Origin of the sequence: Aquirufa salirivi (genome assembly GCF_045310485.1) — a bacterium.
GTDB lineage: Bacteria > Bacteroidota > Bacteroidia > Cytophagales > Spirosomataceae > Aquirufa > Aquirufa salirivi.
On sequence record NZ_JBEWZH010000004.1, the window covers coordinates 109,207 to 135,376 of the forward strand.

The following is a 26,170-nucleotide window of genomic DNA, read 5'->3' on the forward strand; positions in this document are numbered from 1 at the left end:
CGTTATGGAAAATGTATTAGGAAAAATTTGTCTTGGAACAGCACAGTTTGGCTCATCTTATGGTTTAACGAATAAGAGTGATGAATTATCTATACCGCAAATTCATGAAATTTTAAATCTGGCAAAAAATAATGGTATAAATTTTATTGATACAGCTCCATCTTATGGAGATGCTGAAGAGAAACTAGGAAATTTGAAATTAAAAGATTGGAATGTTGTTACTAAGGTTAAAACAGGTAAAAATATTTTAATTAATGATTCTTTTTCTGAAAGCGTATTTGAATCCTTAACGAGATTAAAAATTGACAAATTATACGGAGTTCTTATTCACAATCCAAAATTATTTTTTGATCCACAGATAGGAAGATTGTTAGATCAGCTTTCAGATCTAAAAGAAAAAGGTCTAATTACTAAAATTGGAGTGTCTGTATATGATTCGAAAGAAGTAGATTTTATTTTAGCTAATTTTAATGTCGATCTAGTTCAAGTACCATTCAATATTATTGATGGACGATTATTAGTTGATAATACACTTGAGAAGCTAAAAAAAAGAAACATTGAAATTCATGCAAGATCAGTATATTTACAAGGCTTGCTGCTGATGAATATCAAGGAACAAATTCAGCTCTTTGGGAATTGGGAAACTATATGGAAAGGTTTAAGTACTTTTTGTATTGAAAATAAAATCACGCCACTACAAGTATGTCTTCAATATGTCCTTCAAAATCCACTTATTGATCGAGTCATTCTTGGTATTGATAACTATGTACAATTAGAGGAAACTATTAAATCTGCAGTTGGCAATGTTATTGACATACCAAAGGAGCTAGTTTCCTTAGATGAAAATTTATGTAATCCATTAAACTGGGAAATGTATGCTCACTTGCGGTTTTCTTGAAGAAATAGAAATAGAGATTGGAAAGAGGTTGAATGCACTTGAAAATCCTGAAAATGAGAGGTTCTCAGAAAATCTATGGAATTCAGGATTAGAAGATTTATCTTTTGATGATCAACAATATTTGAAAAAGGTGTTGTCCTTTGCATCATCTTTAGATTATCATCATGCAGGTTTAACTCCGAAAGCTTATCTAGCTCACCCCATTCGAGTTGCTGGTATGACCTTATTGCTATCTCAAAAGTTTGAACAAAAAACTTTAGGTGCTATCTCCTTACTTCACAATGCGTTAGAGGTTTCTTCAATCAGTCATGAAGAATTGAAATCTGAAGTAGGCCAAGTTGTAGCCGATTCAATTAAAATACTAACTGTAGAAAGAGATTTACAAGAAAACGCGACTTATTTAAATAATTATTATGGAGCAATTTCTTCAACTTCACATTCTTTATCTATTGTAAAAATTATAGATAAACTTGATAATCTATTTATACTTGGGTTGAACTCTGATGACGCTGTAAGGGAAAGATATTTGAATGAAATTGAAAATTACGTTTTGCCTTTGGTAAGTAAGTCTTTGCCTCAATTAACAGTTTATATGGAAAACTTGGTTGCATACAATAAGAAAAATGGTAAGATAAATAAATGAAAATATTCATAAAATGGAACTTGGATTAAATAACAAAATAGCAGTAATTACAGGAGCAAGTAAGGGTATGGGTAAGGCAATTGCTGAATCCTTAGCGAGAGAAGGAGCTAAAGTATTATTAGTAGCTCGAAATGCTGATTTATTGAAATCCGAGGTTGACAATTTGACAAAATCGGGTTATACCGCATCTTATTTTCAAGGAGATGTAATCGATTTAGAATTACCAGAAAAGGTATTAAAATTTATTGAAAAGGAATGGAATAGTACTCCTGATATCCTTATTAATAATGCTGGTGGTCCTCCTCCTGGCTCTGTTTTACAACATAGTAATCAAGTTTGGGATGATGCTTTACAAGTAAATCTTTTTAGTGTTATTCGTTTTACACGTGCTTTTTTGCCTTTTATGAAAGATAAAAAATGGGGTCGTGTAGTATCTATAACATCTACTGTTGCAAAAGAGCCATCTTCTACAATGGTATTATCTGCAACTTTACGGGCGGGTGTTTCAGCCTTTACAAAAGCCGTTTCTTTTGAATTTGCTTCAGATAATATCACTTTAAATGTAATATGTCCAGGTGGTGTTTTAACTGATCGCTTATCCTCGCTTATAAAGCAAAGTGCAGAAACAAATAATCGTAATTACAATGAAGTGTTGGCAGAAAGTCAAAATATGATTCCTGCTAAAAGATTTGCTAATCCAGATGAAATTGCAAATACTGTGACGTTCCTGTGCTCAACTGCTGGGAGTTACATCACAGGTTCAAGTATCATGGTTGATGGAGGATTAACTAAAAGTTATTTTTAATGAATCCTTTTGAATCTGATTATTTTTCAGCAAATAAACCAATTTGGCATGATTGTCTTGGTGAAAGTGCTAATAATATTAGCACTTTAATTGTAAATTTTTTTCCTGCATTAGGGGAATCTGTTTATGATATCAAACAAGTAGGAGGAATAGAAATAAATTCCAACAATTTTTGTATTGAAACTTCAGAAGGCAAATTTTTGTTGAAAAAATGGGGGAATTCACTCACTTATGCTGAAATAGTTGGGATTTGTGAACTTTCGTCTAATTTATCCTCAAAAAAAATCCCAGTTTCTACCCTTATTCCTGCATTTGACCAATCTTTAGCCATAAGGTATAACAATCAGGTTTGGTCTTTATTTAAATTTGATGAAGGATTATTTTTTTCTGGTTCAATCCAAGAATTGATTTCTGTTGCTGAAGCTGTAGGTCTATTGTTTAATAACTTAGCAGAAATTGATTTAAATTTTGGAGGTTTAAAGATACCAGAAATGCGTTCATTAAATGATTTCAAATTATTTAAGGACTATTTTTCTAACCCAGTTGATGTTCATAATATTTTTCAAGAAAAAGATAGGGAACTACTGATTTCTAATAAAGATTTACTTCAAAAAGAAGTTGAATTAATATTCAATTCTGATATTAATCTTGGAAGATTCCAATTTTCCCATTTTGATTTACATCCTCATAATATACTTATGAAAGGTGGAGAACTTTCTTCCTTTCTTGATTTAGACTCCATACGTTTAATGCATTCCGGGTATGCTTTGGGTTTTGTTTCATTGAAATTGTGTAGGCAAAGTGTGGTTAATACTGGGAAAACACCTAAAGAAATTGCTAATATTTGGATGGGGGTATTGTCTCAAAGTATGACCCAAAACAATCAATGGATCCCATTTATATCAGAGCTAGCGATTGCAGATGTTTTGCGGCGAATTGCAATTATTTTAAGACTAAATATAGTTGATCGTAACCCACAGTGGAATGCATTTTTATCCGTGCAGTTGAATCACCTTCAAGAAGCCAGACTTTTATTTAACTCCTGATTGGAAATGACTATAGCATTTATTCAAGCCCGGATGGGATCTACCCGTCTTCCTAACAAAGTAATGAAGTTGATCAATGGGAAACCATTGATTGAATATTTACTTTTACGAGTTTCTAAAGCTAAGTTAATTGATAAAGTTGTTGTTGCTACATCAGTGAACAGTAACAATGACATATTGGCTTCTTTTGTGAAATCATTAGGTTTTGACACATTTAGAGGCAGCGAACACGATGTTTTAAGTAGATATTATGAGGCAGCTAAATTTTTCAATGCAACGACCATACTCAGGATTACTGCAGATTGTCCTTTAATTGACCCAGAAATAATAGATTTAGTGATTGAGGATTTCAGGAATAATTCTTGTGATTATTCAAGTAACATAAATCCGCCAACATTTCCTGATGGACTGGATGTGGAGGTATTTTCATTTACTGCCCTTGAAAAAGCATATAATGAAGCCAAATCACCTTTTGAAAGAGAGCATGTTACACCAATTATTAGGTATTCAGGTCAATATGAAATTTTTAACAGAATAAATGAAATAGATTACTCTAATAGAAGATGGACGGTTGACGAAGAAGATGATTTTGAAGTAGTTACAAACGTATTTCAACACTTTCATCCAGATGTCTATTTTGGGTGGGAAAAGATTTTAAAAATTGAAAATTTGCAACCTCACTTGTTTCAAAAAAATCAACATATAAAACGAAATGAGGGGATAGAACTTTCAGATGAACAAAAAATACGTAAGCGAGAGAATAGATCCACTGGTACAAATAATGAAGATTAAGCATTCCCTCGTATCAACAAAATTCCCAATGAATTTCTGATCATAATGGTACATATTTTTTCTCCATCAGATAAAAATATCCGTCTAGAAACAGATAGACTTGTATTGGAACCAATGCAAGAAAAGTTTATTTCCCAAAATTATTTACAATGGTTGAATGACCGTGAAATTTGTAAGTATTTGGAATCACCGATTCCTTATTCGGAAAAAGAATTAAAGACATTTGTAAACTCGATGATTGCAAGAAAAGTTTATTTTTGGGCAATTACGATCAAAGAAAACAACTTGCATATTGGAAATATCAAAATTGATCCAATAAATCAAAAGCATGGATTAGGAGAATACGGTATACTAATGGGCGATCGAAATAACTTGGGTAAAGGGTATGCAAAAGAAGCATCTCAAGCCGTGATTTCTTTTTGTTTTGAAAAATTGGGATTAAGGAAAATAACCTTAGGTGTTATTGAGGATAATGAAGCCGCAGTGAAATTGTATAAATCATTAGGTTTTCAAGTGGAAGGAATTTATCAAATGCACGGTAAATATGATGGTAAGTATTGTAATGCTATTCGAATGGCTTTATTTAATATGAATGATGATGAAGTACAAAGTTTTTTTCTAAGTAATAACTCATAATTGGAAGATATGAAAAAACAAGTTTTAAGAAAGATAAATGATTTTTCAAAGTCAAATCAATATAGAGATTCCATCCATAATTTAATACCTGGAGGAGCTCATACTTATTCTAAAGGTGATGATCAATTCCCTTTACTTTCTCCAGCAGCTATTAGCCATGGGAAAGGAGCTCATTTATGGGATATTGATGGAAATATGTATTTGGACTGTTCCATGGGCTTAACCAGTGTTAGCTTGGGTCATGCTTATGAGCCAGTTTTGGATGCGGTTAGAGCAGAATTAGAAAAAGGGGTTAATTTTCAAAGACCTTCGGTATTAGAAAAAGAAACAGCTGAGAAATTTTTGTCTTTAGTCCCTCAGCATGATATGATTAAGTTTGCTAAAAATGGTTCAATCGTCACTACGGCAGCGGTTAAATTAGCAAGAGCATTTACGGGAAGAAAACTAGTTGCATTTCCAGGTGATCATCCATTCTATTCTTACGATGACTGGTTTATTGGAACCACAGCTTGTAATAAAGGAGTGCCTAATGAATTTTCGGAACTGTCTGTTACATTTAATTCATGTAATATAGAATCTCTAAAGCAATTATTTGAACAATACCCTGGACAAATTGCTTGTGTGATTACCGAACCTGAAAAAAGTCCGTGTGGAAATGGTTGTTCATGTAAACAAAGTCCAGCTGAGTTTTTAAAAGACGCTATTGAGCTGGCACATCAGCATGGGGCGCTTTTCATCATGGATGAAATGGTCAGTGGCTTTAAGACGGCTTTTCCCGGTGCCATGACAAAGTATGGCTTGAAACCTGATATGGCAACTTGGGGTAAAGGAATTGCTAATGGATTTTCATTCTGTGCACTTACAGGTAGGAAAGAAGTTATGGAACTTGGTGGAATTACTAAAATTGGAGAGGAGAAAGTCTTTTTAATTTCAACAACACATGGTGGAGAAACTCATGCTATGGCTGCTGCAAATGCTACAATAGATGTATTTGAACAAGAAAACGTAGTTAGTCATAATCAACAAATTGGAGATGCTCTGATTAAAGAATGTCAGCAAGCAATCTTGGATTCTGAAGCTAGTCAATTTGTAGATATTACTCCATGTAATTGGTTGGTGGCCTTTAATTTCCGGGATAATCAAGGTCAAGTAAGTGCTGCCATGCGGACTCTGGCCATGCAAGAAATGATTAAACGAGGCATTTTATTTCAAGGAACTTTTGTGCCTTGTTTTAGCCATACGTTTGAAGATGTGGCCTATTTTGTGGCGGCATTTAAAGAGACATTGATTGAACTTCACGAAGCAATTCAAATAGGAGTTGAAAATAAATTGGTCGGAGAAGTGGCCAGGCCGGTATTTAGAAAGATACTTTGAAGCGTAAGATTAAAATAAGAACTGACGGCAGTTCCGAGATTGGTTTAGGGCATTTAGTCAGATGTATTTCGCTCGCTAACATGTTAGTTGATTATTATGAAATAAAATTTGTGTGTAAGTTCATACCAGATGAAATAGTTAAAGAATTCGAAAATTCTAAATTTGAACTAGTTAAAATATTTCATGAATTAGAATTTTTCGAGGCAATTTGTAGTGATGAAATAGTGGTTTTAGATGGTTACAACTTTGATTTTGATTACCACATAACGGTTAAAGAAAGATGTTTTAAGTTGATTTGCATAGATGATATGCATGAACAAAAATTCAATGCGGATCTTATTATAAATCATGCACCTGGAATTTCGAAGAGTGACTACAATGCCGCTTCAAATACTAAATTTGCCTTGGGATTAGAATTTGCATTACTAAGACCTTTGTTTCTAAAGCAAGCGGTAATTCAGCGTAAAATAGAAAAGCTAAATACCGTTTTAATTTGCTTTGGGGGGGCTGATGAAATTAATCTAACGAAGAAAGTAGTTCAAGAAATAATACATATTAATCATTTTGAAGAAATAATAGTAATTACTGGATCTGCTTATAAACATCTAAGGGATTTAGAAAACTACATTAGAAATAACGAAAGAGTAACGCATATCCATCATGCAGATGAAGTTGAAATGCTTGAATCAATGCTTAAAGCAGATTTAGCAATAGTTCCTGCTAGTGGAATATTAGTTGAAATTTTGGCTGTAGGCTGTATCCCAGTTTCAGGGTATTACATTGATAATCAATTAAATATATACAATGGATATAAGAAATTAAATGCAATTGTAGACGCGGGTGATTTAAGAAATATGGATATTAAGGAAATTATTAAGAACATAAATATTTTAAATCATAAAAATATTATTGATGGGAAAAGTGGTTTGAGAATAGTTGAAATGATTAAATCATTGGAATATGAAAATTCAAATATTAGTAGATAATCCTAATTCATGGATTATCCCCTATGCAGAGAGACTTTTAGATACATGTAAATCCAATGGATTCAATGCTATTTTACTTTTCAATCATGATGAAGTGGAAGAGGGGGACATATTATGTCTACTTTCATGCGAAAAAAAATTCTCAAAATTGAATTTAAATAAACATAATCTTGTAGTTCATGAGAGCTATTTACCACTTGGTAAGGGATGGTCTCCAGTTTCATGGCAAATATTAGAAGGGAAAAATGAAATTCCCATTACTCTATTTGAAGCTACAGATGAAATTGATACTGGAGATATCTATTTACAAGAGACGATAAAGCTCGAAGGACATGAGTTAATAGATGAAATTCGACAAGCACAAGGTGAAGCTACGATAAGTATAATTCTGAATTTTTTAACTGATTTTGGTAATATAATTGGTAAGGTGCAAACGGGTGAAAGTACATTTTATAAACGGAGGAAAAGTAAGGATAGTAGATTAGATATTAATGAAAGCATTAAATCTCAATTTAATCTTTTAAGGACAGTTGATAATGAACGTTATCCAGCCTTTTTTGAGCTTAATGGACATTTTTATAAAATCTCCATTGAAAAAATGATGTGATATTTTTAGAAATTTAAATACAAGATAATGACAATAATAAATACAGCATTTAGTAGAATTTCCAATAATGACCCATGTTATTTAATTGCTGAAATTGGCAGTAATCATAATGGTAATTTTGATATTGCTTGTGAAATGATTGAAAAAGCAGCAGATGCTGGAGTAAATGCCGTAAAATTTCAAACGTTTAAAGCAAGTAATCATTATTCAAAAAAAACACCTCATATAAGTTTATATAAAGAAAGTATATATACGTTGATTGAAAAGCTTGAAATTGATCGTACGTGGCATACGAAACTTGCTGAAGTATGTAAAAATAGTAAGGTAGATTTTCTTGATTCTCCATGTGATTCAGAAGCAATTAATATTGCTGTTGGAGTTAATATGCCAATTATTAAAGTCGCATCGTTTGACATGGTTGATGTAAGACTAATTGATGAAATAAGCAAAACAGGAAAGGCTCTGATGTTTTCTGCAGGCATGTGTAAATTATCTGAAATTGAAACTGCTGTGAATATATCTAGAGGAAACGGAAATAATAACATTATAATTCTCCAATGTACTTCTGTTTATCCTGCACCCATTCATTTGTCAAATCTTAATGCAATGAATGTGATTAAAAATGCATTCAATGTGATTACAGGTTATTCAGACCATACCATGGGAGATCATATTGCTTGTGCAGCTGTTGCATTAGGTGCCAAAGTCATTGAAAAACATTATACTCTTAGTCGGAAAATGGAGGGGCCTGACCATGCCTTTGCCATTGAACCGGATGAATTAGCTAACATGGTTAATAAAATTAGAGATATAGAAGGAAGTTTGGGTGATGGGATTAAAAATGGCCCTCGAGAAGAAGAAATGGAATTCTTTAAGAATGCACGTAGAAGTATTCTTTCTTCAAGAAATATATCAAAAGGAGAAATTATTCAGGATATAGATATAGTTGTTAAAAGGCCTGGATATGGGATAGAGCCTTCTTTAATTCATGTTGTTGTAGGTAGAACTGCAAAAATTGATATTGAAGCAGATAGTCCGATAACTTGGGAAATGATTTAATATGAAATTACTTATATCGGGCCTTGGAGGCTCTCTGTTCCCTTATTTGCATACTAGTTTAAGTACTGAATTCGAAATTCATTATGTTGATGCTGATCCGCAATTAAAATACCTTTATCCTGATCTGAATTTCCATTTATGCCCAATGGTATCGGATGATAATTATTGGATTGTAATCAAGAAACTAATTGATCAATTCGGGATTGATTTTTATATCCCACTGATTGATGAGGAGATCGTCATTGCCAAAAGAACTGTTGAAGGATTTTCTGGTGTCAAGGTTATCAGTCCTACTGCCGATTTTTCTGAACTCTGTCTGAATAAATTTGACTTGATGCAGTATTTAAAGAAAGAGAATATTTCAGATGTCATTTCTTATACTGGTGATAATTATAATGCTGAACTGGGTTTCCCAATTTTCATTAAACCCATCTCCGGAAGAGGTAGCCGTGGGATTATGAAGATAAATGATCAAAGCCAGCTGGATGCATACTATAAGCTCGAAGGTTACAAACCTGAAGAGATATTAATTCAACCACTTCTTACTGGCATTGAATATACGGTAGGTGCTTTAACCAATAACTTAAATGATCTATTAAGTATTAGTAGTAAAAGAATAATTAAAAAGAAAGGTATAACCCAGATCGCCGTCACAGAAAATAATCCGTCTATTGATGCTGTGGTAGCCAAGATTGTCAAGGTATTCAAGCCTTGTGGCCCCTTCAATGTACAACTTATCATCACGCCATTAAATGAAATTAAGATATTTGAAATTAATCCCAGATTTTCAACTACTACCATAATGGAAATAGAAGGCGGTATTGATCCAGTAAGAGCATATTTAGATTACTATGATACAAATTATAAGGGTCCAATCAAGAGCCCATTAGAGAACTTGTTTTTGCATAGACGTTGGGAGAATATTTTCTACAATGCTTAAAAAAATACTTCTTGTTGGAGGAACAGGCTATTTAGGTAGACATCTAACTAGTCATTTGATGGAAGAGGAGTCAGAAGTATTTTTTACAGGTACTGTCAACTCGCAGCAAGAAAATTATTTTCAGGTTAATTTTGAAGATCCTCAAAGCTATAGCTCACTCCTTGGTCATTCCTTTGATCTGGTTATAGTACTAGCTGCAAAATTGAATTCATTATCAACTTGTGATCTTACACATCCTGACCTATCAGTTAATACGTTGGGATACGCGTCATTTCTTCAATACCTGAAAGATCATCACCTAACAGCTAAGATCATATATATATCTTCTATGACTGTTTACTCCCCTAAAAATCAGCTTCCAGTTAGTGAGAGTGGCGAAATTGCACCGGTAAATACCTATGGCCTCAGTAAATATATTGGCGAATGTGTAACATCATTTTTCTGCAATAACAGCAATATCATCGGGGTCATTCTTCGTTTGCCAGGGATATACGGCGGAGATAAAAAAGGGGGATTTCTTTATAATACGATCAATCATCTTAAAAACGACAAACCTGTCCAAATCTCAACAAAAAACTTAGTTTTTTGGGAAACGATTCATATCGATGATCTATGTTTAATGATTAGAGATTTTATTAGGAAGTATGAATGGAAGCAAAAAATTGATGTTTATAATGTCTGTTATGGTAAAGAAACTGATTTTTATGAAACTTTCGAATTCATAAAAACAAGGACTGCCAATCAGGAAGCAAACATTTCTGAACCTGTAAAGGGTTACATCCCTTTTTTCCTTTCAAATGAAAAATTGAAGAAAATAATACCTGTGAGGGAGGATTATTTTGGAAAATTAGAGGAATATATAACTGATATAGAATGAGATTCGTAATCGGGGATATTCATGGAGAAATCAGCAAACTCAGGGTATTAATAAAATATATATTCACGCTAGATAAAGCTCCTGAATTTATTTTTATAGGAGATTACCTGGACAAAGGAGAAGATCCTAAAGCTGTAATTGAATTCTTACTAGATTTGAATAAACAACACCCCTGTACTTTTCTTTATGGAAATCATGAATATATCTGGATGAATCTGGAGCCTCATGATGCGAAAATGATAGAATACCTTGCAAAATATGGTGGATATGCTACGTTGAAATCATTAAGAATGAATGACTTTGAGGCTGGGAAAAATAAACTACTTACAGATTACGCGGATTTTTTTACTAGTTTGAAACCCTATTGGAAAGATGATTCTTTTGTAGCAGTACATAGTGGTATATCTCCTGAAAATTATTTTTTAGACATTGAAAATATTCCACTTCAGCAATTGCTTTTTAACCGGTATGACTTTATTCAACATGAAGAACTTTACATGGGGCAATACCGTGTGATTTTTGGACATACCGGATTCTTTACTCCGTTTGTGTCATCTACAAAATTGGGCATTGATACAGCTGCTTGTTTTCTTCCTGGTCAGCCCCTGAGCGCATTTTGTATTGAAAAATTGGGGATGATTAATTCTGATTCAATTTTTAAAAGATTGGATGATTTTAAAGATAATTGTTGCCCTAGTATAATAAGAACTAATCCTTGGCGATATGATAATTGACTTGTTGAGAAATAAGAGAATAATGATTGTGGTTGCTCATCCTGATGACGAATTATTGGGTTTAGGGGCTACTATGAATAAACTTATCACGGAGTATGGAGTAATAGCCCATGTAATCATACTAGGTGAAGGAATTACATCCAGGTCGGATAACCGGGATCCCGAACTTTGGAAGGAAGAACTCGCAATTCATAATGCCAATATCAGGTCTGCTCAGAAGGCAATTGGATACCAGAGTGTAAGCATCTACAGTTTACCGGATAACAGATTCGACACCGTTGCCCTGCTTGATATTATTAAGATTATTGAAGCAGAAAAGGAAGGTTTTTCCCCAGAGATAATATTCACTCACCATGGCGGAGACGTAAACATTGATCACCAAAGATGTTTTGAAGCTGTAATTACAGCTTGTCGCCCAATGGCTCATGAAAAAGTAAAAACAATAATAACTTTTGAAACACCATCGGGTACTGAATGGAGGTCCCCAACCGATCCACGACATTTCTTGCCAAATATGTTCATCAGTGTTTCAGAAGAAAATGTAAATGCTAAAATTCTTGGGATGCAAAGTTATGAATTTGAGAAAAGAGCCTATCCACATCCACGTTCTCCTGAGGCATTAATGATTCAAGCACAAAGGTGGGGGATATCGGTAGGGGTTAATTTGGCAGAGGCATTTACCATTGTAAGGTGTGTTCAGGACTAAATACTGTCAATATGAATCAATTCAAAGAATTATTTTGAAAGAAATTTCACGGCATTCGGCATGACAGAAAGTAGCAAAGAAAAGCAACTCAAAAATGGGTTCATTTATATGCTTCCGGTCCTCGTTGGGAATGCAATCCCCATACTGACTTTACCCATCTTCTCAAGGATTTTAACTGTTGAGGAATTTGGGGTATTTGCCTTATCTCAAGTATATGCGATTTTTATCAATGGAATTTCCAATTTCGGCTTAACCATTGGTTATGAGAGGAATTTCTATGAGAATGAAGAAAAGGAAAAAAGAGCCGGCCTTCTGTTTTCAACATTACTTTTTGTAATCTCTACGTTTGCTTTTTTCGCGATCCTTACATTTATTTTTAAGGAGCCGCTTTCAAAATTGATTATTGGTTCAGAAAAATATAGTTATATCTTGTTCTGGTCTTATTGTTCAACTGGCATGACCTCATTAAAGGCATTTTTTCTTATTTATTTAAAGAATACTGAAAATGCAAAGGCCCATGTCTGGTATACCATTGATGAGAATTTAATCGGAGTAGTGCTATCTCTATTTTTGGTTGCTTATTTAAAGCTTGGCGTAATAGGATTAATCTGGGGTCCGCTTATATCAAGCGCCTTGGTATTCATTGTCTTATCGATAAGATTCCTTAAGGAGCTCCCACTTGTTTTTAATAAACAATTACTAAAGGAATCATTGATGATTAGCCTCCCGCTTACGCCTCGAATATTCTTTGGCGTAATCGGAAATCAATTCGATAAATATCTGATCGGCTTACTCAGCTCAGTAGGAGGAGCAGGTATTTATAATTTGGGACAGAAAATAGCCAACATTGTTTTTACGTTTATGACCGCTGTTCAGAATGTGTTTGCTCCGCAGGTATATAAACGAATGTTTGAAATGGATAAAGAGGCAGGAGGAAGGTCTATTGGGGCATATTTGACACCATTTATATATTTATCTATTAGTGGTGCTTTAATAGTGTCTCTTTTTAGTGAAGAAATTATCATGCTTCTCACCCCAAAATCCTACCATGAAGCCATTGAAATTGTGAGTATTTTATCAATGCTTTTTGCCACCTATTTTTTTGGAAAGCAGCCTCAATTGATTTATGCAAAAAAAACATCAATAACATCTTGGCTAACCTTAGTTAGTATTGTGTTGAATATTCTTATAAATATTCCATTCATATATCTTTGGGGCATGTTAGGAGCAGCATATGGTACTTTGCTGGCCGGATTAATTTCAGGGGTAATTTCATTTGTGATTTCACAAAGATTTTATGAAATAAAATGGGAGTATTCAAAAGTGATAACAATCTATTTCACCTATTTCTTATTTACATTTATCACCATTTTTCTTAGAAAATATCAATTTCATTTTGAGATTCGATTTTTGATGAAATTGTTTTTTGTAGGGTTGTTTGTCATTATAGGCATTAAGTATCATTATATTTCAAAGCATAATTTTGGTATAGTGAAGGGATTACTTAATCCTAGATGGAAAACCTCTTAGTTCAAAATAGTAAACCAATAAATTTGAATTCTTATTTTCGGATCAATGACAATTAAATTCCATTGTAGCAATTTTATCTAAAATGTCTTTTTTTAAAAATACGATAGTTAGATATAAAAGAAAAGCAATCAGAGACAGAATGAGGGGATATCGTATTTTGAAAGATTCTGGACGGCTAGACTTATTGGTAAGAATTAAAGAGGAGTTTACTAATTCCAATCTTTCAGATATATCATCAGGGGCTTTACATTTATTTTTTGGTGCAGGACTTCCCAATGCTGAAATAATTGTAAAACAATTTATGTTACAAAGGTTTGTTGAGTTAGATTTTAATAGTAAACTTTTACAATCTATCGGTAAAGGAAAATACGAATTGTTTCTACCATTGCCTTATGAATGGCGATTAATAGTAGAGAAATATGGATTTAAAACGGACACGTTTTTAAACAAGCTAATTTGGCTAAGTCATGTATTTTTAGTGTATGTAAAAGGGGCTTTTATTGGAATCCATACTCTTGTGATTTCCTTGTTTACAAATGAAGATAGTCGAAATATTACTGGCGGATATAATAGCGTTTATTTTCATGCGCTTACTAAGAATAACTTACCTCATAAAAGTAAAGACGAAAACAGCTATGACATAATTACGTGGTATAGCCAATGGAAAAATAAAAAAGAGCCGGTAAGTACATATTTTCACAATGTTAAAAATTGTCCCCAAACGGAACTGGATGGAATACCCATTATTTCTGTTAAATCAGCAATTACTACATTGAAAGGGTTTAATCAAATTGGAGCCTTTATTTTAGGTCTTTGTTGGTTACCAATATTGGCGATTTTTGATTTAATAAGGGGAAGATATTGGCATGCTTTGTTACTTGGAGAATCAATTAGGTCTTTTCATTTTCGATTGCTTAATCCTGTCCAAATTTCATCAGATTATCTTTTTCATAATTCAGGATATCTTTATCGGCCAATATGGACTTATGATGCGGAAAAATTTGGATCAAGAATATTGTTTTATTTTTATTCTACTAATATTGAGAGATTCAAAGAACCTCATGGATACGATATTCAACCTTATAGTTGGAGTTTAATATCTTGGTCAAAATATTTGGTTTGGGATGAATATCAAGCAGATTTTGTCAATAGAAATACTAATAGAATAAATAATATTGAAATTGTTGGACCTATAAATTTTAGTGATAGTAGTATAGGAAAGGTAGAAATACCCAATCATTCAATTTTAGTATTTGATGTACAGCCACATAGAGATTCTAAATACCAAATTCTAGGAGTTGTACCTGAATATTTTATTCCAAGTGTCGTAAATCAATTTTTGGAAGATATTTTTTGGGTGTCTAATAAATATGGATTTTTTATGGTTTTAAAAAGGAAACGTGAAATAGGTAATTTGTTGAATAAAAAATATAGCAGCCTAATTCATCGCCTTCAAAAATCAGACAACTTTATTTCTATAGATCCTAATTTAGCTGCAAAATATTTAATAAAAAAAGTGGAAGTAGTTATCTCTTTACCGTTTACTTCTACAGCATTAATTGCTAGAGATGAGGGGAAATTGTCAATTTTTTATGACCCAAGTGGTATAATCCAAAAAGATGATAGAGCCGCACATGGGATTAAAGTGATATCTGGGAAGGCAGAATTGGATGAATGGTTTCAGGAACAAATTACCATCAAATAAAAATCAATTGGATGAAAAATGGCCAAATTCAAATAAATATTTAGACCGATTTCAGCATTTGTAAAGGATTTGAATACATTAATTATAAAATCAAAAAAAGTAAATTAAATGAAAAAAAGAATATTAGATTCAATCATCAAATTAGTGTTTAAGCTATCTAGAACCCGAATTGGTTTATATTTTATTCAAGGTATGATCGATGTAGCCATGGAACAAAATAGGAAAACAAAACATAAAGATGTTGAAATGGCATTTTGCGTTCCTAATTGGCTTAATAATTATCGATTAGATACTTTTTCAAGTAAAGAACCAGAAACTCTTGACTGGATTGATACGATAGAAGAAGGGGCAATCATTTGGGACATAGGCGCAAACGTTGGCCTTTACAGTGTTTATGCAGCCAAGTCAAAATCATGTAAAGTTTATGCTTTTGAGCCTTCCGTCTTTAATTTAGAATTGTTAGCTAGAAATATATATTTGAATAAGGTACAACAACTCGTTACTATTGTACCCATTGCACTCAGTGATAAAGTATCGGAAAGTTTATTCCAAATGTCTTCAACTCAATGGGGAGGAGCTTTATCAACCTTCGGTGCTGGTATAGATCAAAATGGTCAACCTATGAATGAAGTATTTGAATATAAAACGATCGGAGTTTCCATGCAGGAAGCAGTAGATAATTTGCATATTCCATTACCTAAACACATCAAAATGGATGTTGATGGTATTGAACATTTTATTTTACAAGGTGGACAAAAAGTACTTAAAAATGTCAATAGTGTATTAGTTGAAATAAATGATGATTTTATTGAACAAGCTAATATTACGCATCGCATTTTGGAGGAGGCTGGTTTAACTCTATTGAAAAAATGTGACTGCGGCTCCTCTAATCAATTTAATCAGTGGTGGATTAGGAAATAAATTCAAATAAAATATGTCATTTTATCCTCTATTTAATATAAACGAAAACAAAGGTTTTGTTACGTTGGCCAATTTTTCTCCCAATAATTGGGAAAAGGTACACGAAGGCACAAAAGATGTCTCAGCTTACCATACAGATGGGAAAAAATGGCAAATAGATGATATGGGGACCATGATAGAAAACGAATTACGTGTTTTTGAAGCACCTGATTTTGCTTCTTTACATGCTGAGGAGCATGATGGAACTCGAATCGAGGAATTAGTCTTATTGGAATTGAGATTGGATAAACTTGCCAAGCCATTAGACGAACTACCAAATTCCATATTGCCAGCTAATCATTGGCCAGAGTCTAGAGCTACCATTGGATTTAAAGCAGAAAATTCGCGTGTAAGTTATCAAGGAGAAATTAATCCAACCCCACCTAAATCTACTTTACTCACCTTTCATCCTTTTATTCAGTTTGATGATATTCATAATTATTTTGTGTTTGTGAATATTGAAAAATCTCCGCAACACCGTTGGTCAGAAATGGAAATTTTTCATTCAGAATCGGGAAAGAAAATTGATTCCAAAAAGGTTAGAAACAATGCGGCTAATATTATAAAACTGGATGAATATGGTTTTACGCCAGATAATCTACCCGTATTTTATTGTAAAAGTATGGCGGGTATTCCCTTCGGATTTGGGCAGTCCATTTCTACTGGAATGTTGAGTTTGGAACACACTCACCCACCTGCAAGTCTTACCTTACACGGTAACCGTTTTTTTTCTCAGCGTGATATAAAAATAGCTTGGGTTAAACACCTTAATATATCATAATTCCTTATAGCTATGTCGAAGCCCAATCCACGCATATTAGTTATTACTGGGAGTCCTAGAAAAGAAAGTAATAGTGCGCGCATAGCGCTTCATCTTTATGATCGAATCAAGCAAGATGGAGAATATGCGGTTGATTTATTAGATGTCAGAGAATACCAATTACCTCCATTTGAATCCGTTTTTGAAAGTGTAGATACATGCCCTGAGGCTTATAAACCTCTTGCCCAAAAGTTTTTCTCAGCGGATGCGTACATCGTCGTTACGCCTGAATACAATGGAAGTTATACTTCGACTTTACAAAATTTATTTGACCATTTTCCAAGACAGCAAAGAAAGGTATATGGAGTGGTAACTGCTACCAATGGAAGTTTGGGAGGAATGCGAGCTAGTCAACAATTAATGTTATTCATCATTGCTTTGTTTGGCATTGTGTCGCCATACATGTTAGTTACACCATTTGTAGATAAGAAATTTGACTCTAATGGGGTATTATTGGATGAATCATTCCAACCTAAAATTGATTTTTTCCTTGACCAATTTAACTGGTTATTCTGTAAAATCGGAATGTCCACTACGCCTTAAAGAAAATTCATTTATGTCAGCAGTAGCCCAGATAAAAAATGTAATCAAGCGTGCTTTACCCAAGCAACTTGTACAAGCGATTCGTAATGAGATAAACTTGGCTCATATTCCAAATCATCCCCAATCGGTGATTAGTGACCTATTCTCTTTTAAGATTTCCAATGGCTGGGAAACGCATTTTGAATTATTGAATGTATCAGCTTTGATTGATCCATTGCATCAAATTAATTCGAGTTATACGGCTAAATTTTTATTCTTTGATGAACTCGGAAACCAGATTCATGCATGTGAAAAGGAAGTTAAGGGATGTAGCAGACAAAGCATTAATTTGAATGAAGTATTGGAGGGAAAATCAGTATCTGGATATGGGACTTTCGCTTGTTTCCACTTGAATTTCTTGCCTCATTTGATGGACCAAGGTGCTTTTCTGGCAGAAAGGGGATATACGGGCTATCGTAATAAAGCTATTTCCAATATGAAAGGATATGTACATGGAAATTTAGATGCTTTAGCCATGAATGACCGAGGAGAAGTGATTTGCCTCGGTAAGAGTTTCCGTTTGCAGAAGAATGAATATCGCTTGCAATATCAATTAGAGGGCCCCGCTACCTATGATTTGGGTGTAGTAAATACGACTAGAGCAAGTGAGGATATTAGGTTTGAATTAATTTCCAATAAGCGAACTTTTAATAAAGAGTATAAAAAAGTGCCATCAAAGGGAGTTGTTTGGTTTTCTGTCGAACTTGAAAAAGGAGAATTAGCTCGAGTGGTCGTTCATAGTAAAATCAATTTACCAAGACCAGTTGTGTTTCGAAGCGGACAAAATTCCTTTGATGTATTTCATGGGTAAGGTGCATAAATGGTTGGCTTCGTACCGTACTAATCTTTTAAAACCCGTATTTAATTCAGTACCTTTGATACTTTATTTCCAGAATATTCATTTAACGGTAAAATTAAACTAGCTGAAATTGAATACTCGAGTATTGTTACAAAATCTAGCATCACAGTAAATTAAATTTCTCAGAGATTACATGCGAGCAAGCCTGTTGAATAGATGATTTTATACACATGAAGAGGCTTAAATTACCGCATTGAATTATATTCAAATAAATCACGCTCAACCAACTAATAGACAATCTTATAGAAGATAAATGGGGCCTTAAGCTCAGGTTATCAGTAAATTTTTTAGAAAAAAAATAGTAATCAATAAATGGAAAAGAAAATTGTAAGTGTCGGTTACGGAGATGTCAAGCCTATTCAGATAGGAGATCGTTTGCCGCTAGTTTATGTCGGAGGTCCTTGTGCCATTGAAAGTAAAGATCATGCTTTTAAAATGGCTGAAATGATTGGTGACATCTGTCGTCGTGTTGGGATTGAATACATCTATAAATCTTGTTATGACAAGGACTGTAGATCATCTCCTAGCAGTTTTCACGGCTGTGGTATTGACGAGGGTTTACAGATTTTGTCCGATATCAGAAAGGAGTTTGGTGTACCTGTTGTATCTGATTTTTCAGATCCAGCATGGGCAGAAGCTACGGGTGAGGTTTGTGATATGGTACAAGTTCCAGCCTATTTATGTCGCCAGACTTCTATTTTAAAAGCGGCTGCTAAAACAGGTAAACCCATTTTATTAAAGAAAGGCCAGTTCATGAGTCCTTGGAACATGAAAAACTCGGTTCGGAAAATTGAGGCAGCCGGAAATCGCCAAATTATCTTAGCAGATCGTGGTACATTTTTTGGATATAACATGTTGGTCAACGACATGACTTGTTTTCCTATTATGGCATACACCGGCTATCCAGTATGTTTTGATGCTTCTCACTCCATCCAATTACCTACTTCCATGGGAAATATTTCTGGAGGTCAGCGTGAGTTTATTCCTCATTTAGTTCGTTCAGCTGTAGCCAATGGAATCAACTTATTGTTTATGGAGACTCACGATAATCCAGATAAGGCTTTGTCTGATGCCAACACGGTATTGGATATTAAATACTTAGAAAATATTCTAGGTCAAGCTAAGCGCGTGCATGAAGTACGTTTAGAGCTTTTGGATAAGTACGGAGAAGATAATGTTCACCCTCAAAAATAAAAACTTATGTTAGTTAAAGATGTAATGATGTCTCTTGATTCATTTCCAGTCATTTTGGAAAATGTGATATTCAAAGAAGCTTTGGAGGAAATGAATCATAAAAAATTGGGGATTGCTTGTGTCGTCAATCAAGATAATAGCTTGAAAGGAATAATTACCGATGGAGATATCCGTAGAAAATTGTTGAAAATTCAAAAACCTTTATCGGCATTTTTTATTGATGATTGCATCGATCATGCTATTTTATCTCCCATTGTTGCCAATGCAGATTTTACTCTAGAAGCGGCGGTTGAAATCATGAGAAATAAACAAATCTGGGATTTACCTGTAGTCGATAATGCCAATCAATTGGTGGGCTTATTGCACTTACATCCGGTCGTGGAGGCTTTGCTTAAAAAGTAATTGACCATCCATTTTAGCAATTCTTTCCATTAAACCTAGGCCTACAATATGGGCCAATAATTAAAATGAGTATGAATACGATATTTGAAAAAAGAGCGGAGTTAAAGAAAAAAATGCGTAACCGTGAACGAATGTTTGCTGGTTGGGTTTCTTACTCGCATCCATCGATTACCGAGACTTTTGCTCGCGCCGGTTTTGATTTCATTGCCATTGATATGGAACATGCCACCATTTCCTTAGCAGAAGCGCAGCGTATCATCGCAGCGAGTCAAAGTGAGGGAGTGCCATGTATTCCACGTCCTGTTTCACATTCAGACGACTACCTGAAACCATTGATGGAATCAGGATCTGATGGGATGTTGGTACAAATGGTGAATACGCCAGAGCAGGTGGAAAATTTGATCAAATTATTGAAATATCCACCCGTAGGAAGAAGAACTTACGGAGTTAATCGTGCACAAGCCTATGGCTTTGATTTCGATCAATACATTCAATCCTGGAATGAAACCTCCACGTTTATGATTCAAGTAGAGTCGATTGAAGCGGTGGAAAATATTGAAAAATTATTGGCATTTGATGAAATCGATGGAGTAATGGTCGGCCCTTATGATATTTCAGGTTCCTTAGGGGTTCCTGGTCAAACGTCCCATCCATTGGTGATTGAAGCGTCTAAAAAAGTCATTGCTGCTTGCGAAAAATTCGGTAAAAGTTGTGGTACTCAGGTAGCTGATACTACACCCGAAAGTGTACAAGCTTTGTTTGATTTAGGATATACCTATGCCATCATGGGCTCTGATTTATTTGTGTTATGGAAGTGGGCAGAGAAAATGCAAGGTTTAATGAATTCAATGAGATAATGATATGAATAATTACATAAACACACTATTTAATTTAGAAGGAAGAACAGCGGTAGTTACCGGTGCAGGAGGACATTTATGTGGAGAAATGGCGAGAAGTTTTGCTCGTGCAGGTTGTAAAGTTGCCGTCTTAGATTTGCGATTGGAAAAGGCAAAGGCAGTAGAAGATGAAATACGTGCAGAAGGATTTAGCGATGTGATTTCATTGGCCATTGACGTGGCTAAAAAAGAAGATTTTGAAATTGCTTTGGAACAAATTTTAGCTGCTTTCGGTAAGGTAGATATTTTGGTGAATGGAGCTGGAATTAATGGAAGCACGCCATTTTTTGATATCACCTTAGATGAATGGCATTCGATCTTAAATTCTCAAATTACAGGTACTTTTTTAGGATGTCAGGTTTTTGGAGAATACATGGTGAAGCAGGGTAAAGGTTCGATTATTAATATCTCTTCAGCTTCTGCAGGTCCACCACTTTCTAAAGCTTTCACTTATTCTGTAGCGAAGGCTGGGATTTTAAATTTAACTCAAAATTTAGGTAGAGAATGGGGAACCAAGGGCGTTCGTGTGAACGCTATTCGTCCTGGATTTTTACCAACGGAATGGAACAGGAAAAATTTCATTACTCCTGAGCGTGAAGCGGCTATTTTAGGTCACACACCCATGGCTCGTTTTGGGGATCCATCTGAGCTAACCGGCTGTATACTGTGGCTTGCTTCAGATGCTGCCAGTTTTGTTACAGGTGCAGAAATGGCTGTGGATGGGGGTTATTCATGTATGACAATTTAATCATGGGACAAAGAACAGTAATCATTACGGGAGGAAATAGAGGAATAGGATTGGATATCACGCGTACTTATGTAGAGGCAGGATATCATGTGGTGGTGGGTGCAAGAAATGCATATGACTTGGAGAAGGAATTTGGAGATCAAGTGACTTTCGTCAAAGTAGATGTAAGAAAGGAATCGGATCATGTATTATTAACAGAGATAGCGCTTCAAAAAACAGGTCGCATTGATTGCTATGTCAATAATGCAGGTTTTTCAGAATGGAGACCCATTGAAGAAATTGATGAGGCCTTTTTAGATGATATCTTGAATACCAATCTGAAAGGAGCTTTTTGGGGATGTAAAGCGGCAGCCAAAGTCTTGGGACCAGAAGGCACCATTATTAACATTTCCAGTATTGCTGGTAAGCGAGGAAGCTCCAATAATTCGGCTTATGTGGCATCTAAATTTGGCATGAATGGATTAACCCAGTCTCTGGCTAAAGAATTAGGACCAAAGCAAATCCGCGTGTTGGCATTATGTCCAGTTTTGATCAGTACGGATGGTTTATTGGATGCATTACAAAGTCCTTATGCCCCTGCTAATGGAAACCCGGAAGCTTTTATCTCGAATTTTGCCAAAGGCAACTCGGCTTTATTAAGGCTTCCCACTGGCAGAGAAGTAGGGAATATGTGTGTATTTCTAGCTTCCAATGCGGCAAGTGCCATGACAGGACAATGTATTAATGTAGATTGTGGTGTATTACCTCAATAATGGAATAAGAAAATGAAAATAATAGCTGTTATACCGGCGCACATGGCGTCTGTGAGATTTCCTCGAAAAATATTATTTCAATTTCATGGATTACCCATGATTGAGCACGTAAGAAGAAGGGCATTATTGTCAAAAGCCTTCGATGACGTATTTGTAGCTACCTGCGATGAAGAAATAGCCTCGGTAATTCATTCATTTGGGGGAAAGGTTATCATGACGGCCAATACGCATACCAATGGAACGAGCAGAGTTGCAGAAGCGGTCAAAGACATCGATTGTACACACGTGGTACTTTTACAAGGAGATGAACCTCTTTTATTACCAGATCATGTGAATCAATTAGTAGAAGCAATTAAGCAAAATCCCCAAGGAGAAAGTTGGAATGCTACGGGCCCAATTGATACAGAAGAGGAATTGGATAGACACTCATTTGTTAAATGTGCGGTATCTGAATCCAATCGAATTATTTTCTGCTTCAGACGTTCTCCTGCCTATAGCGATTTTGAGAAGAAGCAGACGTTTATCCGTAAAATTTTAGGCTTAATCGCCTTCCGAAAAGATTTTCTTCAGGAGATCGTGGAAATGCCGGTTAGTCGGATTGAGCAATATGAATTTATTGAACAAATGCGAGTGATTGAAAATGGATTTACCATGACTTCCGTTCCTGTATCGCCAAGCTTGCCTTCGGTGAACGAACCTGCGGAGGCAGATATTGTATTGGAATACATCAGGAATATTCCTGTTCAAGAGAATTTGCTCAATACCATTATGACGAATGAGTTTAAGCAGGAATAAATAGAGATATTCTGGATTTCAATTACCAATTAAGAGCCCCATACATGTCAGTTGAATCAAAAACCAAACTACTTCCTTTAGAGTCACTAAGGGGTATTGCTGCTTTGGTTGTGGCTTTGCTGCATTTTCAGATTGCAAAATCATTTTTCAATGAAAATTTTTTAGTGAAAAATGGGGATTTGATGGTAGATCTTTTCTTTGTTCTTAGTGGTTTTGTTATTGCTTATAATTATTCTGGTAAAATTGGAAACATATCAGAGTTACTCTCATTTCAAAAAAAGAGATTTTGGAGATTATATCCTTTACATGTAGTAACTCTTTTTGCCTTTATTGCCATTGAAATTTCAAGGTATTATGTCGGTATAATTAATCCGGCGAGTGTGTTGAAACCCGCCTTTGAGAATTCAGGGTTTTGGGCATTTATCAGTAATTTATTCCTACTTCAATCCTTTACAGGGCATTCGGGAAGTTTTAACGGGCCGAGTTGGTCTATTTCTGTAGAGTTTTATGTGTATGTCGTATTTGGTTTATTTTCTTTATTGAATCTAAAATTGGCAAGAAGAACATTCATCGTTTTCTTGATTATTATAGCTTCATGTGGAATGTTGTTAACAATCAGGCCAGAAAGTCCTTTGGATGTACCCCATTCTGCCTTGTTTGCCAGGTGCATGTATTCATTTTTTTTAGGGGTATTTTTTTATTTGATTCAGGGATTGATTCCTTTTAGAGGGAGCACATTTGTGTCGTTATTATTTCTTCTTGGATCTGGATATCTGATATTTGAATTTGCCAAGACACCGTATGAATGGCTAATTCCAATATTTTTAGGGATGACAATTTGTTTCATTTCAACTTTGAATCCCCAAAATTGGTTGTATAAATTACTTTCATTTAAACCAACCGTATGGTTAGGAAAAGTAAGTTATAGTATTTATTTAATTCACGGTATAGTTTGGGCAGTTATTGGAGCAATTGTCAAATTTGTATTTGGCAACTCGGGTGAAGTAATTCATGGAGTTCGATACTTTACCTTCCCCTTTTACACTTCCATTGGAATACATATCATGTCAATCATGTTTCTATTGATGGTATCTAGCCTTACATGGAAATACATTGAAGTGCGATTTAATTATGGTAAAAGGATTAAGTAGGATTAATGAGCACATGAGGATGATTGAAAATGGGTTTATGATGATTTCTTTAAAGAGACTCTAATTATACCATTGATCAAAACATTTGAGTTAATTAGAAAAAACATGCAATAATTCCACAAAAGTGAGGATTTATTGCCGATTTCTTGAAGTATTAAAAAGATAGTGAAAGATAAAGAATTTAAAAGTTTGATTGAGATTTGCGACCGAGTTCTATTAGACAAGGAAGCAAGTATTGTTACAGTTTCAATTCCGTGGCTTCATATTCTCAATGAGCATCCAAACAGTTTACCTAAATATTCCGAACTGTTCAATAAATCATCATTTAATGAGTTAAAGTGGAAATTGAAATATTCATTAGTGAGAATTTTGGGGTTTTTGAGGCTAATCAAATTTAAAAGATACAATCCACTAAAATTTAAATCCAAGTCTACTGTCATAGTCTCACATCTTTTAAATGAGAGACAAATATCAAGTAAGGATGATTTTTATTTTGGAAATCTTCATCAAGACTTAACAGAGGAAGGAGTAAGTAGTTTAATGATTTTGTTAAACCATACGATAAAAGGGGCTACCGAAATAAATGCTGAGTTTAATACGAATCAATCGGGAAAATCAGTCTTGTCTAATTATTTAGGATTTAAAACGGAATGGAAGATTTGGAAAACTTTAGAAAACGAGTCTGCTAAATTTGTATCGTTGGCAAAACAAAAACAAAATGATTTTGAAAGGAGATTTTATTTTCAGTGTGCGTATTATACAATGTCTCCTCCTAGTTTTACTGCTTTGCGATTCTATACTGAATTGAAGGAGATATTTAAAATGACGACTCCTGCTAAAGTTATTTCGACTTTTGAGGGTCATTCATGGGAAAGAATGGTTTACTTGGCAGCAAGAGAAGCTAATCCAAATGTAATTTGCTTTGGATATCATCATACATTAATGTTTCAAAGACAACATTCAGCCAAAAGAATTTTAGGAAAGAAATACGATCCTAATTATATCTTAACTGCCGGTGATATTACAGCATCTTATTTTCAATCTTCTGCCATTGCTAAAAATTGCGAGGTTTTATCTGTAGGAATACACAGAAGGAAATCCTATTCAAACTCGATAAGTGTAGATACATTAAGTAAAAAGAAAAATTACTGCCTTGTAACTCCGGACGGAATTATATCTGAAATACTGTTTATGTTTGATTTTGCTGTTAAATCAGCATTATTAAATCCAGATATAAATTTCATTTTACGGCTTCATCCATTAATTTCAAGTGAAGAATTAGTGGAGAAATATCCAAGGTATGGTCAATTACCTGAAAATGTAAGTTTCTCTACATATAGTTTAGAAAATGATTTTGAAAGGTCAAGATGGATTTTTTATAGGGCAAGTAGTACGGCAATTTATGCTGTTATTGAGGGTTTAAGACCATTTTATCTAGCTAAAAAAGATGAAATGTCAATTGACACTTTATTCGAATTAGATTCTTGGAAGAAGATTTTATGTTCTGAAGATGAAGTTAAGCAGTTTTTTGAAAGCGATTTAAAGAAAAGTATACCAGAAATTGTAAGTGAATTGAAAGAAGCATTTGATTTTTGTAATAATTATTTTTTACCTCTTAAAAGGCAATTATTTTTTAATCTTTTGAAATGAAAAAAAATCTGAAAATAAAATTA

Annotated in this window: 28 protein-coding genes; all 28 read left to right on the top strand. The window is 34.2% G+C overall.

Features of this window, described 5'->3' with window-relative positions; translation table 11 throughout:
* Positions 1 to 4: 4 nt before the first annotated feature.
* The 28 genes from U0R11_RS06550 (at position 5) to U0R11_RS06685 (ending at position 26,147) form a co-directional block, all read left to right on the top strand.
* On the top strand, positions 5 to 898 hold the full coding sequence (locus U0R11_RS06550; RefSeq protein ID WP_406750736.1) for an aldo/keto reductase: 894 nt from the start codon (positions 5 to 7) through the stop codon (positions 896 to 898).
* Positions 876 to 1,541, top strand: a complete 666-nt coding sequence (locus U0R11_RS06555; RefSeq protein WP_406750737.1) for a hypothetical protein — start codon at positions 876 to 878, stop codon at positions 1,539 to 1,541. Before U0R11_RS06550 ends, U0R11_RS06555 begins: the two co-directional genes overlap by 23 nt.
* 13 nt (positions 1,542 to 1,554) lie before the next feature.
* On the top strand, positions 1,555 to 2,346 hold the full coding sequence (locus tag U0R11_RS06560) for an SDR family oxidoreductase (protein ID WP_406750739.1): 792 nt from the start codon (positions 1,555 to 1,557) through the stop codon (positions 2,344 to 2,346).
* Positions 2,346 to 3,392 carry a phosphotransferase gene (locus U0R11_RS06565; RefSeq protein ID WP_406750740.1) on the top strand — a complete coding sequence of 349 codons (1,047 nt, stop codon included), beginning with the start codon at positions 2,346 to 2,348 and terminating at the stop codon, positions 3,390 to 3,392. The genes U0R11_RS06560 and U0R11_RS06565 overlap by 1 nt, the downstream gene beginning before the upstream one ends.
* A gap of 6 nt (positions 3,393 to 3,398) precedes the next feature.
* Positions 3,399 to 4,184, top strand: coding sequence for a cytidylyltransferase domain-containing protein (locus U0R11_RS06570; protein WP_406750742.1), 786 nt, complete (start codon positions 3,399 to 3,401; stop codon positions 4,182 to 4,184).
* Positions 4,185 to 4,229: 45 nt separating this feature from the next.
* Positions 4,230 to 4,820, top strand: coding sequence for a GNAT family N-acetyltransferase (locus U0R11_RS06575; protein ID WP_406750744.1), 591 nt, complete (start codon positions 4,230 to 4,232; stop codon positions 4,818 to 4,820).
* Positions 4,821 to 4,829: 9 nt separating this feature from the next.
* Positions 4,830 to 6,194, top strand: a complete 1,365-nt coding sequence (locus U0R11_RS06580) for a glutamate-1-semialdehyde 2,1-aminomutase (RefSeq protein WP_406750746.1) — start codon at positions 4,830 to 4,832, stop codon at positions 6,192 to 6,194.
* Positions 6,191 to 7,180: a UDP-2,4-diacetamido-2,4,6-trideoxy-beta-L-altropyranose hydrolase gene (gene pseG / locus U0R11_RS06585; RefSeq protein WP_406750748.1), complete on the top strand. Its 990-nt coding sequence runs from the start codon at positions 6,191 to 6,193 to the stop codon at positions 7,178 to 7,180. Before U0R11_RS06580 ends, pseG begins: the two co-directional genes overlap by 4 nt.
* The gene (locus U0R11_RS06590; RefSeq protein WP_406750750.1) at positions 7,155 to 7,787 is read left to right on the top strand and encodes a formyltransferase family protein; all 633 of its coding nucleotides are present in this window, start codon (positions 7,155 to 7,157) and stop codon (positions 7,785 to 7,787) included. The genes pseG and U0R11_RS06590 overlap by 26 nt, the downstream gene beginning before the upstream one ends.
* Before the next feature lie 27 nt (positions 7,788 to 7,814).
* Positions 7,815 to 8,846, top strand: coding sequence for an N-acetylneuraminate synthase family protein (locus U0R11_RS06595; protein WP_406750752.1), 1,032 nt, complete (start codon positions 7,815 to 7,817; stop codon positions 8,844 to 8,846).
* Position 8,847: 1 nt separating this feature from the next.
* A complete protein-coding gene (locus tag U0R11_RS06600; RefSeq protein ID WP_406750753.1) occupies positions 8,848 to 9,786 on the top strand; it encodes an ATP-grasp domain-containing protein in 939 nt (312 codons plus the stop codon).
* The gene (locus U0R11_RS06605; protein ID WP_406750755.1) at positions 9,779 to 10,663 is read left to right on the top strand and encodes an NAD-dependent epimerase/dehydratase family protein; all 885 of its coding nucleotides are present in this window, start codon (positions 9,779 to 9,781) and stop codon (positions 10,661 to 10,663) included. Before U0R11_RS06600 ends, U0R11_RS06605 begins: the two co-directional genes overlap by 8 nt.
* Entirely contained in the window at positions 10,660 to 11,397 is a 738-nt protein-coding gene (locus U0R11_RS06610) for a metallophosphoesterase (protein ID WP_406750757.1), read from the top strand. The genes U0R11_RS06605 and U0R11_RS06610 overlap by 4 nt, the downstream gene beginning before the upstream one ends.
* Complete coding sequence (locus U0R11_RS06615) at positions 11,387 to 12,103, top strand: PIG-L deacetylase family protein (protein WP_406750759.1); 717 nt, start codon at positions 11,387 to 11,389, stop codon at positions 12,101 to 12,103. Before U0R11_RS06610 ends, U0R11_RS06615 begins: the two co-directional genes overlap by 11 nt.
* A 60-nt stretch (positions 12,104 to 12,163) precedes the next feature.
* Complete coding sequence (locus U0R11_RS06620; RefSeq protein ID WP_406750760.1) at positions 12,164 to 13,633, top strand: lipopolysaccharide biosynthesis protein; 1,470 nt, start codon at positions 12,164 to 12,166, stop codon at positions 13,631 to 13,633.
* Between the two features lie 82 nt (positions 13,634 to 13,715).
* Positions 13,716 to 15,338 (top strand): polysaccharide biosynthesis PFTS motif protein, encoded by a 1,623-nt coding sequence (locus tag U0R11_RS06625; RefSeq protein ID WP_406750762.1) that lies wholly within the window; start codon positions 13,716 to 13,718, stop codon positions 15,336 to 15,338.
* 108 nt (positions 15,339 to 15,446) lie between these two features.
* Positions 15,447 to 16,259 carry an FkbM family methyltransferase gene (locus U0R11_RS06630; protein WP_406750763.1) on the top strand — a complete coding sequence of 271 codons (813 nt, stop codon included), beginning with the start codon at positions 15,447 to 15,449 and terminating at the stop codon, positions 16,257 to 16,259.
* Positions 16,260 to 16,272: 13 nt separating this feature from the next.
* Positions 16,273 to 17,079 carry a hypothetical protein gene (locus U0R11_RS06635; RefSeq protein WP_406750765.1) on the top strand — a complete coding sequence of 269 codons (807 nt, stop codon included), beginning with the start codon at positions 16,273 to 16,275 and terminating at the stop codon, positions 17,077 to 17,079.
* A gap of 12 nt (positions 17,080 to 17,091) precedes the next feature.
* Complete coding sequence (locus tag U0R11_RS06640; RefSeq protein ID WP_406750767.1) at positions 17,092 to 17,661, top strand: NADPH-dependent FMN reductase; 570 nt, start codon at positions 17,092 to 17,094, stop codon at positions 17,659 to 17,661.
* A gap of 13 nt (positions 17,662 to 17,674) precedes the next feature.
* Positions 17,675 to 18,511 (top strand): hypothetical protein, encoded by an 837-nt coding sequence (locus U0R11_RS06645; RefSeq protein ID WP_406750769.1) that lies wholly within the window; start codon positions 17,675 to 17,677, stop codon positions 18,509 to 18,511.
* Between the two features lie 360 nt (positions 18,512 to 18,871).
* Positions 18,872 to 19,753, top strand: a complete 882-nt coding sequence (kdsA, locus tag U0R11_RS06650) for a 3-deoxy-8-phosphooctulonate synthase (protein ID WP_406750771.1) — start codon at positions 18,872 to 18,874, stop codon at positions 19,751 to 19,753.
* Between the two features lie 6 nt (positions 19,754 to 19,759).
* Entirely contained in the window at positions 19,760 to 20,155 is a 396-nt protein-coding gene (locus U0R11_RS06655) for a CBS domain-containing protein (RefSeq protein ID WP_406750772.1), read from the top strand.
* 71 nt (positions 20,156 to 20,226) lie between these two features.
* A complete protein-coding gene (locus U0R11_RS06660) occupies positions 20,227 to 21,012 on the top strand; it encodes an HpcH/HpaI aldolase family protein (protein WP_406750774.1) in 786 nt (261 codons plus the stop codon).
* A gap of 4 nt (positions 21,013 to 21,016) precedes the next feature.
* Positions 21,017 to 21,799: an SDR family oxidoreductase gene (locus U0R11_RS06665; RefSeq protein ID WP_406750776.1), complete on the top strand. Its 783-nt coding sequence runs from the start codon at positions 21,017 to 21,019 to the stop codon at positions 21,797 to 21,799.
* Positions 21,800 to 21,801: 2 nt separating this feature from the next.
* A complete protein-coding gene (locus U0R11_RS06670; RefSeq protein WP_406750778.1) occupies positions 21,802 to 22,551 on the top strand; it encodes an SDR family NAD(P)-dependent oxidoreductase in 750 nt (249 codons plus the stop codon).
* 12 nt (positions 22,552 to 22,563) lie between these two features.
* Entirely contained in the window at positions 22,564 to 23,346 is a 783-nt protein-coding gene (locus tag U0R11_RS06675; protein ID WP_406750780.1) for a 3-deoxy-manno-octulosonate cytidylyltransferase, read from the top strand.
* Between the two features lie 44 nt (positions 23,347 to 23,390).
* Entirely contained in the window at positions 23,391 to 24,497 is a 1,107-nt protein-coding gene (locus U0R11_RS06680; protein ID WP_406750782.1) for an acyltransferase family protein, read from the top strand.
* A 165-nt stretch (positions 24,498 to 24,662) separates the two neighbouring features.
* Positions 24,663 to 26,147, top strand: a complete 1,485-nt coding sequence (locus U0R11_RS06685; RefSeq protein WP_406750784.1) for a hypothetical protein — start codon at positions 24,663 to 24,665, stop codon at positions 26,145 to 26,147.
* Positions 26,148 to 26,170: the final 23 nt, after the last annotated feature.